General features: G+C 65.6%; 16 protein-coding genes. 4 read left to right on the top strand and 12 right to left on the bottom strand.

All coding sequences use genetic code 11. The features are described from left to right. Positions 1-42 precede the first annotated feature (42 nt). A complete protein-coding gene (gene xylB, locus H292_RS0118655) occupies positions 43-1,431 on the top strand; it encodes a xylulokinase (protein WP_020112380.1) in 1,389 nt (462 codons plus the stop codon). Position 1,432: 1 nt separating this feature from the next. On the opposite strand, the gene H292_RS0118650 is transcribed toward xylB, so the two are convergent. Genes H292_RS0118650 through H292_RS0118620 form a run of 7 tightly spaced genes read right to left on the bottom strand, consistent with a single transcriptional unit; the run spans position 1,433 to position 8,823 of the window. Next, entirely contained in the window at positions 1,433-2,506 is a 1,074-nt protein-coding gene (locus H292_RS0118650; RefSeq protein ID WP_020112379.1) for an SDR family oxidoreductase, read from the bottom strand. 35 nt (positions 2,507-2,541) lie between these two features. Further along, the gene (locus H292_RS0118645; protein WP_026348092.1) at positions 2,542-3,258 is read right to left on the bottom strand and encodes a sulfite exporter TauE/SafE family protein; all 717 of its coding nucleotides are present in this window, start codon (positions 3,256-3,258) and stop codon (positions 2,542-2,544) included. Between the two features lie 28 nt (positions 3,259-3,286). After that, complete coding sequence (locus tag H292_RS0118640) at positions 3,287-4,297, bottom strand: ABC transporter ATP-binding protein (protein WP_020112378.1); 1,011 nt, start codon at positions 4,295-4,297, stop codon at positions 3,287-3,289. Beyond that, the gene (locus H292_RS0118635; RefSeq protein ID WP_020112377.1) at positions 4,290-5,315 is read right to left on the bottom strand and encodes an ABC transporter ATP-binding protein; all 1,026 of its coding nucleotides are present in this window, start codon (positions 5,313-5,315) and stop codon (positions 4,290-4,292) included. The genes H292_RS0118640 and H292_RS0118635 overlap by 8 nt, the downstream gene beginning before the upstream one ends. Then, entirely contained in the window at positions 5,312-6,295 is a 984-nt protein-coding gene (locus H292_RS0118630) for an ABC transporter permease (protein WP_019666861.1), read from the bottom strand. Before H292_RS0118630 ends, H292_RS0118635 begins: the two co-directional genes overlap by 4 nt. Positions 6,296-6,303: 8 nt before the next feature. Beyond that, positions 6,304-7,233, bottom strand: a complete 930-nt coding sequence (locus tag H292_RS0118625) for an ABC transporter permease (protein WP_020112376.1) — start codon at positions 7,231-7,233, stop codon at positions 6,304-6,306. Positions 7,234-7,242: 9 nt separating this feature from the next. After that, entirely contained in the window at positions 7,243-8,823 is a 1,581-nt protein-coding gene (locus H292_RS0118620; RefSeq protein ID WP_037188753.1) for an ABC transporter substrate-binding protein, read from the bottom strand. Between the two features lie 343 nt (positions 8,824-9,166). On the opposite strand from H292_RS0118620, the gene H292_RS0118615 reads away from it, so the two are divergent. The 3 genes from H292_RS0118615 (at position 9,167) to H292_RS0118605 (ending at position 11,704) form a co-directional block, all read left to right on the top strand. Then, a complete protein-coding gene (locus tag H292_RS0118615; protein ID WP_027498917.1) occupies positions 9,167-10,162 on the top strand; it encodes a 2-hydroxyacid dehydrogenase in 996 nt (331 codons plus the stop codon). Beyond that, positions 10,159-10,554, top strand: coding sequence for a universal stress protein (locus tag H292_RS0118610; protein ID WP_020112372.1), 396 nt, complete (start codon positions 10,159-10,161; stop codon positions 10,552-10,554). Before H292_RS0118615 ends, H292_RS0118610 begins: the two co-directional genes overlap by 4 nt. A 304-nt stretch (positions 10,555-10,858) precedes the next feature. Then, on the top strand, positions 10,859-11,704 hold the full coding sequence (locus H292_RS0118605) for an endonuclease domain-containing protein (protein ID WP_081631878.1): 846 nt from the start codon (positions 10,859-10,861) through the stop codon (positions 11,702-11,704). Between the two features lie 67 nt (positions 11,705-11,771). Here H292_RS0118605 and H292_RS0118600 read toward each other — a convergent pair whose 3' ends face one another. The 5 genes from H292_RS0118600 to H292_RS0118580 all read right to left on the bottom strand — a co-directional run bounded on the left by H292_RS0118600 (position 11,772) and on the right by H292_RS0118580 (position 17,763). Next, positions 11,772-12,665: a LysR substrate-binding domain-containing protein gene (locus tag H292_RS0118600; protein WP_020112370.1), complete on the bottom strand. Its 894-nt coding sequence runs from the start codon at positions 12,663-12,665 to the stop codon at positions 11,772-11,774. Positions 12,666-12,749: 84 nt separating this feature from the next. Further along, positions 12,750-14,030: a glucarate dehydratase family protein gene (locus H292_RS0118595; RefSeq protein ID WP_020112369.1), complete on the bottom strand. Its 1,281-nt coding sequence runs from the start codon at positions 14,028-14,030 to the stop codon at positions 12,750-12,752. Then, positions 14,030-14,956 (bottom strand): 5-dehydro-4-deoxyglucarate dehydratase, encoded by a 927-nt coding sequence (locus H292_RS0118590; protein WP_020112368.1) that lies wholly within the window; start codon positions 14,954-14,956, stop codon positions 14,030-14,032. Before H292_RS0118590 ends, H292_RS0118595 begins: the two co-directional genes overlap by 1 nt. A gap of 31 nt (positions 14,957-14,987) precedes the next feature. Then, the gene (locus H292_RS0118585; protein WP_020112367.1) at positions 14,988-16,586 is read right to left on the bottom strand and encodes an aldehyde dehydrogenase (NADP(+)); all 1,599 of its coding nucleotides are present in this window, start codon (positions 16,584-16,586) and stop codon (positions 14,988-14,990) included. Between the two features lie 160 nt (positions 16,587-16,746). Next, complete coding sequence (locus tag H292_RS0118580) at positions 16,747-17,763, bottom strand: ABC transporter substrate-binding protein (protein ID WP_020112366.1); 1,017 nt, start codon at positions 17,761-17,763, stop codon at positions 16,747-16,749. Positions 17,764-17,766 lie beyond the last annotated feature (3 nt).

The following is a 17,766-nucleotide window of genomic DNA, read 5'->3' as shown; positions in this document are numbered from 1 at the left end:
GAGTCGACTGAACCGTTTCTCGCGCTGGAAGGATCTTCGATCTTGGCTCTCGTCGCAGGTATCGACTCGTCCACTCAATCGTGCAAAGTCTTTGTACGCGATGCGGATTCGGGAGAGCTCGTTCGTAGTGGGCGGGCGTCGCACCCGTCCGGAACCGAAATCGACCCGGCCGAATGGAAGAAGGCGCTCGACACCGCTGTCGCCGACGCGGGTGGACTGGAGGACGTCGACGCCGTGTCCGTCGGCGCTCAGCAGCACGGGATGGTCTGTCTGGACTCGTCGGGCGACGTCGTTCGGCCTGCCCTTCTGTGGAACGACACACGGTCGGCGCCGTCGGGTGCCGACCTGGTGAACGAGTTGGGCGCGCAGGGGTGGGCCGACGCGGTCGGCGTGGTTCCGCTGGCGTCGATCACGGTGACGAAGCTTCGGTGGCTTGCGGACAACGAACCGGAGAACGCAGATCGCACTGCAGCGGTGTGTCTTCCGCACGACTGGCTGAGTTGGCAGCTTGCCGGCGCCCCGGGTCTGGACGCGCTCGCCACGGACCGCGGCGACGCCAGCGGTACCGGGTACTTCTCGGCGGCGACCGGACAGTACCGACACGATTTGCTGGAACTGGGATTCCGCGGCCGCACCCCCCGATTGCCCCGAGTTGCAACGCCGTTCGAGCGTATCGGCGAGACGGCAGGCGGTGTGGTGATCGGTCCCGGTACCGGTGACAATGCGGCAGCCGCACTCGGATTGGCTGCTCGCCCAGGCGACGTGGTGGTATCGGTCGGCACGTCGGGTGTCGTCTCGGCGGTGACCGACGTCGCCGCGGCCGACCCGTCGGGAATCATCGCCGGTTTCGCCGACGCGACCGGACGTCAGCTGCCGTTGGTCTGCACGTTGAACGCAGCCAGAGTGCTCGACGCGACGGCGTCGCTGCTGGGCGTCGACCATGCAGAACTGTCCCGGCTCGCATTGGCGACGCCGAGTGACGGCCTCGTTCTCGTTCCGTACCTCGAAGGCGAGCGGACTCCCAACCGGCCGGCCGCGTCCGGGGCCGTTCACGGTCTGCGCCTGGGTAATTCGACGCCGGGTCACCTGGCCCGCGCAGCCGTCGAGGGCCTGCTGTGCGGGCTCGCCGACGGCATCGACGCACTCCGGGATGCCGGAATCGAGACCACGCGAGTCCTGCTCGTCGGCGGCGGTGCCAAGTCGGCAGCACTGCGTGAGCTGGCGCCTGCCATTCTCGGTATGCCCGTAGTGGTTCCGGAGCCGGGCGAGTACGTCGCGGACGGCGCCGCCCGCCAAGCTGCATGGGCGTTGGCGCAGACTCCCGAGCCGCCGCAATGGGAGTCGGCGCCCGCCCGCACCTACGAGGCCGATCCGACGCCGTCGATCCGCGCACGGTACGCAGAGGTCAGGGACCTGACCGAAGGGGTGTAGGTCAGGGGATCAGTCGGGCGTCGCGGTAGCGCTGCACCACCGATGCGATGCCGTCGGGTGTCGATCGGAAGCCGAGGAATCCGGCTTTCTTGGACTTGTTCATGTCGGTGAGGCATTCCATGTCGCGACCGAGATCGCCGTCGGTGTGCCACCAGGAGGCGAGCTTCGTGACGTCGGGTTCGACCAGATCGTGCGTCGCGGCGATACGTGCCCACGTCTCGGCGGCATCCGCCATCCGAGGTTCGAGCGGGCGCGGTTCGCCGTCGTACCCTTCGGGCTCGACACCGAACATCTCCGCGAACTGCGGCCACATCCAGCGCCAGCGGAACACGTCGCCGTTGGCGATGTTGAACGCTTCGTTCCTACCGTTGTCGTTCGACGATGCCCACACCATCTGTTCGGCGAGCAGGTCCGCGTCGGTGAGGTCGGTCAGGCCGTTCCACTGGGTGTCCGACCCGGGAAAGACGAAGGGGGTGCCCAACTCGGCGCAGATCGAGGCGTAGACGGACAGGGTGAGCACCATGTTCATCGCGTTGCCGACGGCGAAGCCGGAGATCGTGTGCGCACGGTGCACACTCCACGTGAAGTCGTACTTGTCCGCTCCGGCGAACAATTCGTCTTCCTGGGCGTAGTAGAAGTTGGGTGTGTCGAGTCGCTCTTCCGACTCGTGGAACGGGGTCTCGGCCATCACGGCTTCGCCGTAGGCGTCGAACGGCCCGAGGTAGTGCTTGAGGCCGGTCATCAGCGCGACGTGTTTCACCGTTCCGGACGGCCCGAGCACGTCGAGGACGTTACGCAGTGTGGCCGAGTTGACCTCGATGTTCTCTTTCTCGGAGTCCTTCTTCATCCATGCCGTGAAGAAGACGATGTCGGGGTTCACCTCGGCGAGAGCGTCGGTCAGGCTTGCGGTGTCGAGCAGGTCGGCCGCCACGGGCGTGACGCCGTCGACGGGGGTCTTTCCGCTGCGGCTGAGCCCGTAGGTGGTCCAGCCTTTCGCGAGGGTCTCGCGGCATAGTGCTTGACCGGAGATTCCGGTGGCACCGACGATCAGGGCGCGGTGTCGGGGTTCGCTCATGTCCCGTAACTACCCAGTTGGTGAGTAGTTGACACTCACAGGGTGGCGAGCTGCTGTCCGATCAGGACGACAGCACCGATGGTCGACACCGCGATGGCGGTGAGTCTCAGCCGCCTCCGGTCCATCAGTCGGTTGACGAAACGAGACAGTACGTAGCCGAGGATCGTGGCCGGCGCGAGCAGAACGAACAGCCAGGCCGTGTGGCCGTCCACCGCCCCGGCGGCTGCGAGAGCGACCAACGACATGACGGATCCGACGAGGAAGAACGCGCTCATGGTGCTGCGGAGCTTGGCACCCGTGTTGCGCTGCCACACCAGCGCCATGGGCGGACCGCCGATCGACGTGGCGGTGCCCAGCAGGCCCGAAGCAGCTCCCGCCACCATCAGATTCCGCCTGCGCGGCAGGGGAATCCATCCGAACGACGTCAGCGCGATTCCGAGGAGAACAACACCCGCGAGCATCAACGCCAATCCACGCTCCGGCAGTGCCACCAACAGCAACGCCCCGAGAATCGTGCCGGGAACCCGGCCGGCGAGCGCCCAGCTGGCGCCGGAGAGATCCAGTGACGTTCCCTCCTTGATCAACACCATGGTGCTGACCAGAATCGCCAGCATGATCAGGGTCCCGGGCACGAGGCCCGGGTCGACGATCGCGACGATCGGCGCCGCGAGCATTCCCATGCCGAATCCGATCGACGCCTGCATGCACGACGCGAACAGGATCGCGCACGCCACCACGGCGAACCCGGACAGCGGCAGATCACCGATCACCGCACACCTCTCATGTTCCGGCCGCGACGAGGCCCAGATCGTTCTCGACGAGTGGGTAATGGCATTCGGCCATGTGGTCGACTTCGTTGCGGTCGCGGGCAACCGGTGGTGCGTCCGAGCTGCACAGTTCGGTCGCCTTCCAGCAGCGGGTGCGGAACCGGCATCCCGACGGTGGGTTCAGCGGAGACGGGACCTCGCCCTTCAGCAGGATGCGCTCTCCGCGTGACGCAGCGTCGAGCTTGGGCGCTGCGGACATCAGTGCAGCGGAGTAGGGGTGGCTCGGCCTGTCGAAGACGGCGTCGGTGGCCCCGGATTCGACGATGCGGCCCAGGTACATGACGGCCACCCGGTCGGCGACGTGTCGGACGACCGACAGATCGTGCGAGATGAACACGTAGGAGATCCCGAGTTGCTTCTGCAGATCGTTGAGCAGGTTGAGTACCTGTGCCTGCACCGAGAGGTCCAATGCCGACACCGGCTCGTCGCAGATGATCACGTCGGGGTTCAGTGCCAGTGCGCGAGCGATGCCGAGACGCTGACGCTGGCCGCCGGAGAACTCCTGCGGGAAGCGGTGCTCGTCGCTCGGGCGTAGACCGACCAGGTGCAGCAGCTCTCGGACTCTCGCGGACCGATCCCGGCGAGTCTTGTACAGGGTCTTGTGGCTCCGCCACGGCTCGCTGATGATGTCCGCGGCCGTCATTCGTGAGTTGAGGGAACCGTACGGGTCCTGGAACACCATCTGGACGCGTCGGCGAAACCCCAGGAGATCCTTGCCTTTCAGCGAGAACGGGTCGACACCGTCGAAGTCGACGGTTCCGGAGTCCGGCCGCTCCAGCATCATCAGCGTCCGGGCGAGTGTCGACTTACCGCAACCGGATTCGCCGACGAGTCCGAGGGTCTCGCCTCGACGCAGATCCAGATCGATGGCATCGAGTGCGCGGAGATCACCTCCGCTCACCTTGAACGTCTTGTTCAATCCGCGGACCGTCAGAAGCTGTTCTGCTCGGGCTGTTTCAGACATGAGACACCTCGTTCGAAAAGTGGCAGGCGGAGAATCGGCCGTCTCCGACGGGTTCGAGGGACGGGCGTCGGTCGATGCAGATGTCCCGGGCGAGCGGGCATCGAGCTTGATAGACGCATCCGTCGGGCACGGAGTGCAGATCCGGCGGAGTGCCACCGATGGACTTGAGGTCCTCTCCGCGCACCGCGTGTACGGGAACGGAATCGAGAAGTCCCTTGGTATACGGGTGGCGAGGATCGGCGAACACCTCGGACACCAGGCCCGTCTCGACGACGTTGCCCGCGTACATGATCGCCACTCGGTCGGCTTCCTCGGCGACGAGTGCGAGGTCGTGCGTGATGAGCACGACGGCCATGTCGTGTTCGGTCCGTAGCTCGCGGAGGAGGGTCATGATCTGTGCCTGCACCGTCACGTCCAGAGCCGTGGTCGGCTCGTCGGCCAGCAGCACCGACGGGCTGAGGGCCACGGCCATCGCGATGAGCAAACGCTGACGCATACCACCGGAGAACTGGTGGGGATAGGAGTCCGCTCTCGACTCCGGCTGCGGAATCCCGACGCGGCGCATCAGCGAGATGGCCTCCACTTTGGCTTCTTTCGCACTCAGTCCGCGGTGGATGCGGAACGGCTCGGCCAGCTGGGTGCCGACGGTGTACACCGGATTGAGTGCGGTGAGGGCGTCCTGGAAGACGATCGCCAGCTCCGTTGCGGCGATGTGGCGTCGCACCTTGGACTTCGCGGACACCAGGTCGACCTTGCCGAGATCCGAGCTGTCGATCTCCACGGAACCGTCGGTGACGTCGGCGATCGGTTCGAGGAGGCCGACGACGGCCTGTGCCGTCATCGACTTACCGCAACCGGATTCACCGAGCAGAGCCAGGGTTTCACCACGCCGCGCACTGAACGTGACGTGGTCGACCGCGCGAATGACGCCCGAGGGGGTGCGTAGATCGACCGTCAGGTCTCGCACGTCCATGGCGATGCGGTCGGTGTCCGGGCGTGCTGGGGCAGGTGCACTCATGAGACGACCTTTCGGACGGGGAGAAGGCGGGACTTGGCCGAGCGCGGGACGGTCAGACGCCAGCGCTGAGCGGGATCGGTGGCGATGCGTGCCCAGGCTGCGAGCACGGTGGCCGACACCGTGGTGATGACGATGGCGAGGCCGGGGAAGAACGACAGCCACCAGGCGGTCTGCAGGTACGTGCGGCCCTGCGCGACCATGAGACCCCAGCTGACGTCGGGTGGCTGAATTCCGATGCCCAGGAAGCTCAGTGACGATTCCGCCAGCATGACGAAGCAGAAGTCCAAGGTGGCGACGGTCAGCAGCGTCGGCAACAGGATCGGTGCGACGTGCCGACGAATGACCGACCCGCTCGACGCACCGAAGGTACGGGCGGCGTCGACGAACAACCGGCTCTGCAGTTCCGCGGATTCGGCACGGGCGGTACGCAGGTAGATCGGAATGCGGGTGATGGCAAGAACCAGAACGATGTTCGCGGCGCTCGGGGAGAAGACGTACAGCACGACGACGGCCATCAGCAGCGACGGGAAGCTCATGATGACGTCGGCGACGCGCATCGCCGTCGTCTCACGCCACCCGCGGTGGTAGCCGGCCCACATTCCGATGATCGAGCCGATGATGGCGGACAGGATGACCGCCGGGATCGCCACCGACAGCGTGGTCTGGCACGCGACGATCAGACGAGCGAGCATGCTGCGGCCGAGTGGATCGGTCCCGAGGATGTTCATCCAGCCGGTGTCGAGGGAGAACGGTGCCAGGTTGGAGCGGTTCAGGTCCTGCGCGGTGGCGGCGTCGCCGACGAGCATCGGGCCGAAGATCGCCGTCAGGAAGACCAGGACCAGAATGCCTGCTGCGACGGTCGCGACGCGGTCGCGGAGAAGGAGCTTCCACAGCGGCGCGGAGCTGGTGCGCGACGCCGGCGTCGGATCCGGAACATCCTCCGGCTCGGACGTTTTCGGGGCTTCGAAATCGAGTGACATGGTGGCTCCTAGACCTTCGCCTTGTCGCGGACACGGGCGTCGAGCAGTGCGTAGCAGGCGTCGATGACGATGTTGAGCACGAAGATGCTGATGGCGGTCAACAGCACGGCCGCCTGCAGGACCGCGAAATCACGCTGCAGGATGGCGTCGATCATGAGCTTGCCGATACCGGGCCATCCGAAGATCGCCTCGACGACGACTGCTCCGTTGACCAGACCGACCATGAGGTCACCTGCAACGGTCAGCGCCGGTGCCGCTGCGTTGCGCAGTGCATGGTGGGTGACCACTCGGATGTCGCTTGCGCCCTTGCTGCGTGCCAGCCTGACGTACGGCGCGGACAGCGCGGCCACCATCGCGCCTCGCACGACCTGCGTCAGTACACCCAGTGGGCGGATGAGCAGTGTCGCGATCGGCAGGATCCACGACAGCATGCCTGCACCGGTTCCCGACGTCGGGAGCACTCCGAAGGTCACGGCGAAGAGCCAGACGCCCATGATCGCGAACCAGAAATCGGGGATGCTCGCCGCCGTCATGGACAGCAGGCTCGAGATCCGGTCGGCGAGGGAGTTGGGTCGGTACGCCGCCCAGCACCCGATGACGATGGCACCGACGATCGCCAGGAACATCGTCATGAACGCCAACTGCAGCGTGGCGGGGAACGCGCGAAGGGCCATCGTCGACGCGGCTTCACCGGTACGCAGCGAGTCACCGAAGTCGAGGTGGACGACGCCGCTGAGGTAATCGAACAGCTGCGTCAGGAGCGGCTGGTCGAGCCCGTTCGACGCCCGGAACGCCTCACGCTGGGCCTGGGTGGCGGACTCCGGCAGGTAGAGACTCGTCGGGTCGCCGGTGAGACGGGCCAGGAGGAATACACCGAGAAGCACGACGATCAGCGGAACCAGGCTGGTGTAGATCCTTCGTCGCAGAAATCTGAACATGATGGGCCTCTAGTCCGTTTCGGGTGAGTCGGCGCGGGTCATCGCGGCGAGATGCATCTCGTCGACAGTGGCCGAGTTGGGGGTGTAGTCGACGGAATCCGCCTTGGCGAGAACACCTTCCATGTGGGCGATGAACGCCATCTGCATGATCTCCTTCGGCTCCTCCGCGAACAGCTGTGCGTATGCGTCCTGCCGAGCGTCGCCGGTGAGAACAGCGGCCTGACGGACGCGCTCGTCGAACTCCGGTGTTCCGCCTGCGCTCTGGAACCCTTCGCTCATGAGGTACTGGTCGGCGGTGAACGCGGCGTCGCCTGCTTGATTTCCGTGCTGAATGACCAGGAGGTACGGGCCGACCTTGGGGAACGGGCGTTCCTGGTACTCCGCTGTTCCGGCGGAGTCCGTCATCTCGATCGACACGTTCATCCCCAGCTGAGACAGGGCGTACTGCACGACCTCGAGGGTTTCGTTGACCTTCGGGAACTGACCGGTACGGCCGATGAGCCGGATCGGGGTGTCGACGGGTACGCCGTCCGCACGCGCTTCGTCGATCAGCTCCTGGGCGCGGGCGGGGTCGTACGGCCACGGTGAGAGTTCGTCGTTGTATCCGATCACTCCGTCCGAGACCAGCTGTGCCGCAGGCTTTCCGAGCCCCTGGAACAGGGCGTCGACGATTCCCTCGCGGTTGATCGCGTAGTTGATCGCCTGACGTACCCGCATGTCGTCGAGCGGAGTCTCCTCGAGCTGGATGCGGACCGCGGTCGTCTCGTTGTTCGGGTAGGCGACTCCGAGGTCTCCTGCACCGTCCTCCGGTCCGAGCGAGGTGGCGATCTCGGCTTCCCCGTTGGACACCATCGACGCGCGGACGCTGCCCTCGCTTCGCCACTGGTACGTCGCGCGGGCGTAGTCCGGCTTGTCGCCCCAGTACGTCTCGTTGCGGACGAGCGACAGACGCTGACCGTAATCCCAGTTGTCGATCGCGAACGGTCCGGTGCCGATCGGCTCCCGCACGCGTTCGGTGAGGCTGTAGGTCCTCGGCACCATTTCGACGAACGAAAGCTTCAGCGGAAGGATCGGGTCCGCACTCGGTGCCGCGACGCTGACGGTCAGTGGATCGATGATCTTCACGTCCAGGTCGGCGTCGCCGAAGACGTATCCCTCGACGTTGCATCCGAGGTCCGAGTTCACAGCTCGATCGATCGAGTGCGCTGCGTCCTCCGCCTCGAACGGGCTGCCGTCGCTGAAGGTGACGCCGGGGTGCAGCTGGAAGGTCCATTCACGGTCCGACACCTGGGTCCAGGAGTCGGCCAGCTTCGGCTCGAGTGTTCCCTCGCTCGGGTTCCGTTCCATCAGGGGTTCGGTGATGTTGGACCGCGTGACGACTCCGACCGATGTGAGGGAGACGTCGCACGCTTCGAGGGTCGGCGGCTCTTCCTGCAGGACGATGCGGAGGGTGTCCGCGCTCGCGGCGGTACCGCTGCCGGAGTTCGCCACCGTGCAACCGCTCGCGATCATCGAAAAGCTCAGTGCGCCAGCGATGATGATCGCGCTGCGCGTGGTCCGTCCCTGCTGCACTGCTCGTGCAGGGCTCATGGTGACCTCCAAGTGGATGGGGAGTGCGACTGCACCGGGTGCAGCGCATATCTGTGACGGTAGACACACGGTAGGAGTGGCGCATATCGGCGTCAACACGACAATCGGCCGTAACCAGGGAGTTTTGTGGGTCACATCGAGTCGAATCGAGAGGTGTGAATCACAGTACGATGCGTCTGACCTGGTCGGACGGCATCGAGCAGCAGGAGATAGGGTGTAGTAAGTACGTCGACAATGCCGTTTGAGTATCAATCCATGTTATTTACGTGTTGGACAGGTATCCGAAAAGCGGCATAGCGTACTGGAAAACGCGCACGCGGCGAGTCCTGTGAGGAGCTGAGTTATGGCAACGGTTGGAGCCACGGAATCATCTGCGGTGCAGAGTGATTCGAAGAAATCCGGACGGGTGCTTCGGGTCGGGCCGCTCAAGCCGTCTCTGATGGACACCCTCGCCGGCGACTACGACGCCCTCGTGCTCCCCGATGCGGCCGAGCGTGACGAGTTCCTGGCTCGGCACGGCGAGTCGATCACCGCAGCGGTCACGTCCGGCCGAACGGGAGTGGACGCGACACTCATCGAGCAGCTTCCGAACCTGGGTGCGATCGTGCACTTCGGCGTCGGGTACGACACCACCGACGTCGACGCTGCCTCCGCGCGCGGTGTCGTGGTCAGCAACACCCCCGATGTCCTGACCGACTGCGTCGCCGACCTCGCGGTGGGCCTCGTGATCGACGCACTCCGGCAGGTGTCGTTCAACGACCGTTACGTCCGCGCAGGCCGCTGGGCCGCCGAGGGCAACTCGCCGCTGACGTCGCAGGTCACCGGAAAGCGAGTGGGAATCATCGGTCTCGGCCGCATCGGAAGCGCAATCGCGGACAGGCTCACCGGGTTCCGCTGCTCCATCGGCTACCACAACCGCAACGAGATCGCCGACTCCCCGTACACGTACTCGCCCACGGCCGCAGGGCTTGCCGGGAGCGTGGACATCCTGATCGTCGCTGCCTCGGGAGGTTCGGGCACCAAGCATCTCGTGGACAGTGACGTGCTCGACGCACTGGGCCCCCAGGGATACCTCGTCAACGTCGCCCGGGGAAGCGTCGTCGACCAGGACGCGTTGGTGGAACGGCTCGCCGACGGCAGGCTGGCAGGCGCCGGGCTCGACGTCTTCGCCGACGAACCGTCGGTACCGGAGAAGCTTCTCGGCCTCGACAACGTGGTCCTGCTGCCTCACGTCGGCAGTGGAACGGTGGAAACACGCGCAGCCATGGAAGCGCTGACGCTGCAGAACCTGGACCAGTTCCTGGCGAACGGAACTCTCACGACGCCGGTGACCCGATGACCGTCGTGGTCGGCTACTCGCCGACTGTCGAAGGTAGAGGCGCACTGCCCTTCGCGTTCGGCGAAGCCGTGCAACGCGGCGTCGACCTCGTCGTCGTCGCCGAGGAGGACAGTGCCTCGGAAGACGGATTCGGCGCTGCGATCGAATCCGCGCGCGACGAGGCAGGAGCCGGCGGCGTCGTGGTGAAGGTGCACGACAACGAACCCGGGCGCTCGCACGCCGACAACCTGATCGACCTGTCCTACGCGGAGGGAACCGACCTGGTGGTGATCGGCATCAGGCGCCGATCACCGGTCGGAAAACTGTTCCTGGGCAGCATCTCTCAGCGAGTACTGCTGGAAGCTCAGTGCCCGGTGGTGGCGGTCAAACCAGCAATAGGTCTGCCCCGCTGATCCGACGGATCACCAGAAGCCGAGGCTCTGTCCGTTGGAGAAGATGTTGAACGCGTCGCTGAACAGGGAGAACAAAATTCCGAGCATGTGAGATCCACTTTCCGAGATTGTGTGAGGACACATCAGTTTAGAGTCTCGTGGGTGAGATGTCACAATTCCGCTCATCTCAGGCGGGATCCCGCCCGAGACGCGCGGAACTGCTACACCACGCCCGTTGTCCACAGTCACCGAGTTGTCCACAGGCTTCTCGAAACACCAGGTCGACGACGAATCATGGGTAGCCGGGTGTCCGACACTTCGGGTCATGCACCCTCACGGACTGGCCACCAGAGACCAATTGCTGGCGTCGGGTATCTCCAGTAGCGCCATCTCCCGTAGGTTTCGACGGATTCTGCCGCGGATCTACTGTTCCGGTGAACCCACCGTCATTGCCCGGTGTCATGCCATCACGCTGTGGCAACCCCGGGCTGTGCTCAGTCATCGCACTGCGGCGTGGCTGTTCGGGTGGATCGATGCGCCCGAGCAGCACGACTTCACGTTGCCCATCGGAATCACCGCGCGAACGCCGGACTGGCTGACTGTTCATCGACGCACGCTGGAGATCGGGGAGCTGTCCGAATGTCAGGGGCTCCCGGTGGTCGCTCGACCCCGGACGCTGATCGACTGCGTTTCGGTGATGGAGCCGGAGGTCGTGGCACGTATCGTCGACGAGCGCCTCACGGGCGACGTTCCCTCCGAAGAGGTGCTCGCCTTGTTGGACGAGGTCCCGAGGCGCAGAGGTAACGGTCGCGCGCGCCGGCAGCTCGAGTCGGCGGCAACCGGGTTCGCATCCGAGCCCGAGCGTGTGCTGGATCGCCGGCTCATCGTCCTGGGCCTGCGCCTCGAGACCAACTACTTGGTCGGCCGGTACCTGTGCGACTTCGTGGACGTCTGGGCGATGGTGATCGTCGAGGTGGACGGCCGAGAATTCCACAGTGCACCGGGTGTGTTCAGCCGGGACCGTCGACGCCAGAACGACCTGGTCCTGGAAGGCTGGCTGGTCCTTCGGTTCTCGGCCGTGGATGTGTTGTCGAACCCGGAAGCGGTCGCTCGTCGGATCGTCGAGGTGGTTCGACGACGGAGGAAGTCGCGCCGTCCGGGTGTCGTGTGACAATTCCGTGTTTTTCGGACGGGATCCCGCCTGCCGAGAGCGGAACTGTTACATCACGCCCGCCGACCTACTGCCATTCCCGGGACGGGAGGACGTCGGACATGAAGCGGTGCAGGGCGGGGTTGTCGTTGTCCACGCGCCAGGCTGCGTTGAGTTCGACGGGGCGTCGGGGGGTGGTCTCGACGGGACGGAAGACGACGCCGCTCGGTTGCATGGTCGTGGACGATTCGGGGACCAGTGCCATTCCGATTCCCGAGCGCACGAGGACCAGCATCGTGTGGACCTGTGTCACGTACTGCACGTATCGGGGCGTGACGCCGACGACGGTGAACGTACTGATCAGCAGTTCGTGGAAGTACCGGGCGTCGACGGGTGAGTACATGATGGTCGGCTGGTCGTCGAAGTCGGCGATGGTGAGCTTGTCGAGTTCAGCGAGGGGATGGTCGGCGGGCAGCGCAGCGACGAGTGACTCGTGCAGGACCGGCCGGGAGGCGATGCCGGGACGTTTGAGCGGTGGTCGAGCAAGACCGAGGTCCAGGTCTCCGATGGCGAGGGATTCCATCTGCACCGCGGACACCATTTCGCGCAGAACGATTTTGACGTCCGGTAGCTCGATGCGTGCCTTCTCCAACAGCTGCGGCAGCACTGCGTGCGCCGACGCTCCGGTGAAACCGACGACGACGGTACCGAGGTCTCCGGTGGGCACGCGCCGGACGGTGAGTACCGCGCCTTCGGCGAGGTCGAGGATGCGTCGGGCGTCGGGGAGGAAGGCGATGCCTGCCGCGGTGAGCATCACCGATCGGCTGGTGCGGTCGATCAGCTGCACGCCGAGTTCGTTCTCGAGCTGCTGGATCTGACGGCTCAGCGGTGGCTGAGTCATGTGTAGGCGTTCCGCGGCGCGACCGAAGTGCAGCTCCTCGGCGACGGCGATGAAGCAGGTCAGGCGATTGAGGGAAAACAACCCATTCACTCCCGATATCGAAAAAGACCACTCGCGGTCAGGTCGGGTATCAACCTAACCCACGAGTGGCCTTGCTCGATGTAGTTACCAGCGTGGACTGGTGTTCACGAAACTGGGATCGATGCTCTGCATGTACCCCGTGTCGTCGCGGTCGCGGAGTCCGCAATCGAGGTACTGCTGATGCAGCGCGGCGAGTGCGTCCTCGTCGATCTCGATGCCAAGCCCGGGACCGGTGGGAACGGCGACGGATCCGTCGACGATCTTCAGGACACCGGGCTTGATCACGTCCTCGTTTTTCCACGGCCAGTGGGTGTCGCAGGCGTAGGTGAGGTTGTCCGTCGCGCCGGCGAGATGGACCATGGCGGCCAGGCTGATCCCCAGATGGCTGTTGGAATGCATGGACAGTCCGAGGTCGAACGTGTCGCAGATCCCGGCGAGCAACCGAGACCGCTGCAGCCCTCCCCAGTAATGGTGGTCCGACAGAACCACTTTCACTGAGTCCTTCGACACCGACGGTGCGAGCTGGTCGAACGCGACGACACACATGTTGGTCGCGAGAGGCATCTTCGCCTCCCGAGCGACCTCGGCCATGCCGTCGAGTCCCGGCGTCGGATCCTCCAGGTACTCGACGATGCCGTCCAGCTCGGACGCCACGCGAATCGACGTGTCGACCGTCCACGCGGCGTTGGGATCGAGCCGCAGGGGAAGGTCGGGGAACGCTTCCCGCAGCGCCTTGATTCCGGCGATCTCCTCGTCGGGCGGGAAGACGCCTCCCTTGACCTTGATCGCGCCGAAGCCGTACTCGTCGATCATCTTCCGTGCCTGACGAACCAGGCCGTCGGGATCGATCGCTTCGCCCCACTCGTCGGGCTCCCGGCCGGGATGCGCGGCCCACTTGTAGAACAGGTACGCGCTGAACGGGACGGAGTCGCGCACTTTTCCACCGAGTAGGTCCGACACGGGACGCCCGAGGACCTTGCCCTGCACATCGAGGCACGCGACCTCGAACGGCGAGAAGACACGATCGGTGGTGCTCGCGGTCGTGATCATGCCTGCGACGCCGTCGCCACCGGTGATCGTCGACGTTGCCAGTTGCGTGTCGATGGCCGCGCGAATCACGTTGAGTGCGAACACGTCCAGGCCGGTGATGGCGTCGGCGGCTGCTTCGAGCCTGGCGACGTGCGCTGTGTCGGCGTAGGTCTCACCGAGGCCGACGATGCCGGCCTCGGTGTCCAACTGGATGATCGCGCGCAGTGCGTACGGCTGGTGCACACCCACGGTGTTGAGCAGGGGCGGGTCGACGAACGCGACGGGCGTGATCCGTGCGCCGGTGATGCGGACGGGTCCGCGAACACTGCCGGGCATCAGTGGACCGCGAGCTCGTTCGCCAGAACTGCACGGCCCGCCGCGACGATCTCGGTGAGCTCGCTCAGATGCGGTGCGCTGATGTCGACGAGCGGCGGACGGACAGGTCCTGCCTCGATGCCTTCCATGGTGACGCCTGCCTTGATGAGGGAGACGGCGTATCCGGGAACCTGATCACGCAGGCGCACCAACGGGTGGAAGAACTCACGAAGCAGCGCGGCCGTGAGCTTGTCGTTGCCGCTCTCCATGGACTGGTAGAAGGCCAGTGCCAGTTCGGGCGCGAAGGCGAAGGTCGCGGAGGAGTACAGCGTCACGCCGATCGCGCGGTACGCCTGCTGCGACACCTCGGCGGTGGGCAGGCCGTTGAAGAACTGAAAAGCTTTGCCCGACGGTTCGAGCGAGTCCAGAACTGCACGAACGATGCGTCCGACCTGGTCGAGATCGCCGGTGCCGTCCTTGAATCCCACGACTGTCGGGAACTGTGCGACCTCGACTGCGGAGGCTTCGGTGAAGCGCGCGTTGCCGCGGTTGTAGACGATGAGCGGAAGATCCGTGGTCTCGGCGACGGCCTTCGTGTAGCTGACGAGCCCTGCCTGCGGCATCGTCACGAGGTAGGGCGGGAGGAGGAGAATGCCGTCGGCGCCGTTGATCTTCGCGCTCCGGGCGAAAGCCTTTGCCTGCGCGACGGATCCGCCTGCACCGGCGTAGACGGGGACGCGTCCGGCGACGACGTCGACTGCGGTGCGGACGATCTTGCCGAACTCCTCGGCTTCGAGGGCGTGGAATTCGCCGGTGCCGCAGGCGATGAAGACTCCACCCGGGCCGGCGTCGACGCCCTTGGCGACGTGAGCGGCGAGCAGGTCGTAGTCGACCTCGCCGGATGCGGTGAACGGGGTGACTGGGAAGAAGAGGACTCCGTCGAGCATTTCGTATCTCCTGTGTGGTGAGGGAAAGGTGTCAGTCTTGGGTGAGTCGGCCGTCGATGCGGCGCCAGATTCCGTCCGGATTGCCGTCCGCGACAGCGCTGGGGAGCAGCGAGTTCGGAACGTCCTGGTACGCAACGGGCCGGAGGAAGCGTTCGATCGCGAGCGAGCCGACGGACGTGGTGGCCGAGTTGGACGTCGCGGGGAACGGGCCGCCGTGCACCATGGCGTGTCCGACCTCGACGCCGGTGGGCCATCCGTCGAACAGGATCCGACCGGCTTTGAGCTCGAGCTCGGACAGGAGCTTGCCGGCTTCGGCATGGTCGGTGTCGTCGGCGTGGATCGTCGCCGTCAACTGGCCTTCGAGAAGGGCTGCGACGTCCCGAACCTGCTGCGCGTCGGTGCACTTGACGACGAGGCTCGATGCACCGAAGACCTCCTGCTGCTCCACCTCGGACGCGAGGAAGGAATCTGCGTCGGTCACGAACAGCGCTGCGCGGCAGGCGTTCGGGGCGTCGGTTTCCGTCCCGCGCGCGACCTCGGTGGCCGACTGTGCGAGTTCCTCGACGCCGCTCGCGTAACTGGCGGCGATGTTCGGTGTGAGCATGGTCGTCGGGGCGGTCTCGGACACTGCTGCACGCGCGGCGTCGACGAACGAGTCGAGGCCGGGGCCGTCGACGGCGATGACCAGGCCTGGGTTGGTGCAGAACTGGCCCGATCCGAGTGTCAGCGATGCGACGAACGCGCGGCCGAGGTCGGCGCCGCGGGTCTGCAGCGCGTGGTCCAGAACGAACACCGGGTTGATCGAGCTCATCTCGGCGTACACGGGGATCGGTTCGCGGCGTCCTGCTGCAGCGGCGACGAGAGCCGTTCCACCCGAACGTGATCCGGTGAATCCGACTGCCTTGACGCGGGGGTCCGTCACCAGCGCCGTACCGAGCCCGCGACCGGAGCCGTAGAGCAGCGAGAAGGTGCCCGACGGCATTCCGGTGGAGGCCACCGCGTCGGAGATCGCGCGTCCGACCAACTCGGACGTTCCTGGGTGCGCGTCGTGCGCCTTGACGATGACGGGGCAGCCGGCGGCGAGTGCGGATGCGGTGTCTCCGCCCGCGACGGAGAAGGCGAGAGGAAAGTTGCTGGCGCCGAACACGACTACCGGTCCGAGTGGGATCTTCCGCTGACGGATGTCGGCGCGGGGGAGCGGAGCGCGATCCGGCTGAGCGGGGTCGATGCGTGCACCGTTCCAGCTGCCCTCGCGGAGTACGGAAGCGAAGAGTCGTAGCTGGCCCGTCGTGCGGCCGACTTCGCCGGTGATGCGTCCGACAGGCAGTCCCGATTCTGCTACTGCACGCTCGATCAGGGTGTCGCCGAGTGCGGCGATGTTGTCGGCTATCGCGTCGAGGAACTGGGCCCGGGTCTCGGAGGAGGTGGCGCGGTAGTCCGCGAACGCTGCCCAGGCGGCAGCAGCGGCAGCGTCGACGTCGCCCAGATCGCCGTGGTGGTAAGCCGGTTCGAGCGACTGGCCCGTACTCGGATCGATGCCGTAGATGGCGGTTCCGGAACCCTGCACCGCCTTGCCCGCAATGATCGACTTGCCGGTGAGTTCGGTGGACTGCGTCAGTGATGCTGTCATGGGTGACTCCTTGTACTCGACTCGATCGGCGACACCGCGTGAGGGTGTGGCTCGGACTCGACATCAACGTTAGGAGTCCGATCGATACGTGTCCAAGTCAAAAAGTCTTACCTTCGATACCTGAACGGCATCGATCGACGAGGGCTACCGAAGAGGTGAGCTACGAGAGCAGGGTGCGTCGAAGATCGTCGATGACCGCAGCTGCGGCCGTGAGGTTGTACCCGTCGAACCACGGCGCGGAGTCGACCTTGTAGGCGCGTCCGGCCTGCACTGCGGACAACGTCGACCAGAGTGGACTGGACACCAGTGACTGCTCCACCTCGTCGCCCGCGTCGGCCTGACCCCCTGCGCCGACGTAGTAGAGGATCACGTCCGCGTCGATCATCGGTAGGTTCTCCGAGCTGACGGCGACGTTGACCTTGGTCGGATCTGCACCTGGCGCGGTGTCGGCCGTCGGAGCGATCCCCGCGCCGGACAGGATGTCCGCGTACAGGAACGTCGACGACGCCGCGAGGGTGTTGTACGACCGGACGTCGCCCGACGTGTCCGACACGCGCACCACGGACAACCTGAGCCCGTCGGGCCACGCCTGTGCGATGTCGGTTCGGAGATCGGCGATGCGATCGTCGAGCCCGACGAATGCACCGACGGCGTCGTCCTTGCGGCCGACTGCGTCGGCGACGTCGATGTACTGGTCACGCCAGTACGTGAACGGAATCAACACGGTGGGGGCGATGGTCGACAGTTCGGAGTAGAACGGCTCGCCGATGGGCTGACGTCCGACGATCAGATCGGGGTTCGCTGCTGCGATGGCCTCGAGTTGGACATCGCCGAGAGCGGTGACGCCGATGGACGGCAGTTGCTGCGATGCCTCGCCGACCAGCGTGCGGACACCTCCACCCAGCGTGCCCGTGGCGACGACGGGAACGTCGAGTTCGTCGAGCGTCTGCAGGCCCACATAGGCGTCGAGGCTGACGATTCGCGTCGGGCCGGCCGGGACGACGACGTCACCCATGGGCGTCGAGAGGGTCCGTGTCCCGTCGTTTGCAGCGGGTGTGGTGTCGCTGTCGGGTGCGCAGGCCGCGAGCAGCGACGCGAGCGCGAGGCCGGCCGCGGCTCCGAAGTGTCTACGCGAGAGATCGTCGGTGACGGGTGCGTGGGCGGTGAGGGTGGTCATTTC

The sequence above is a fragment of the Rhodococcus sp. 114MFTsu3.1 genome (genome assembly GCF_000383555.1).
In the GTDB taxonomy this organism is placed as follows: Bacteria; Actinomycetota; Actinomycetes; order Mycobacteriales; family Mycobacteriaceae; genus Rhodococcoides; species Rhodococcoides fascians_E.
The sequence above is the reverse complement of the archived record's forward strand: the minus strand, read 5'-3'. Positions and strand labels throughout refer to the sequence as shown.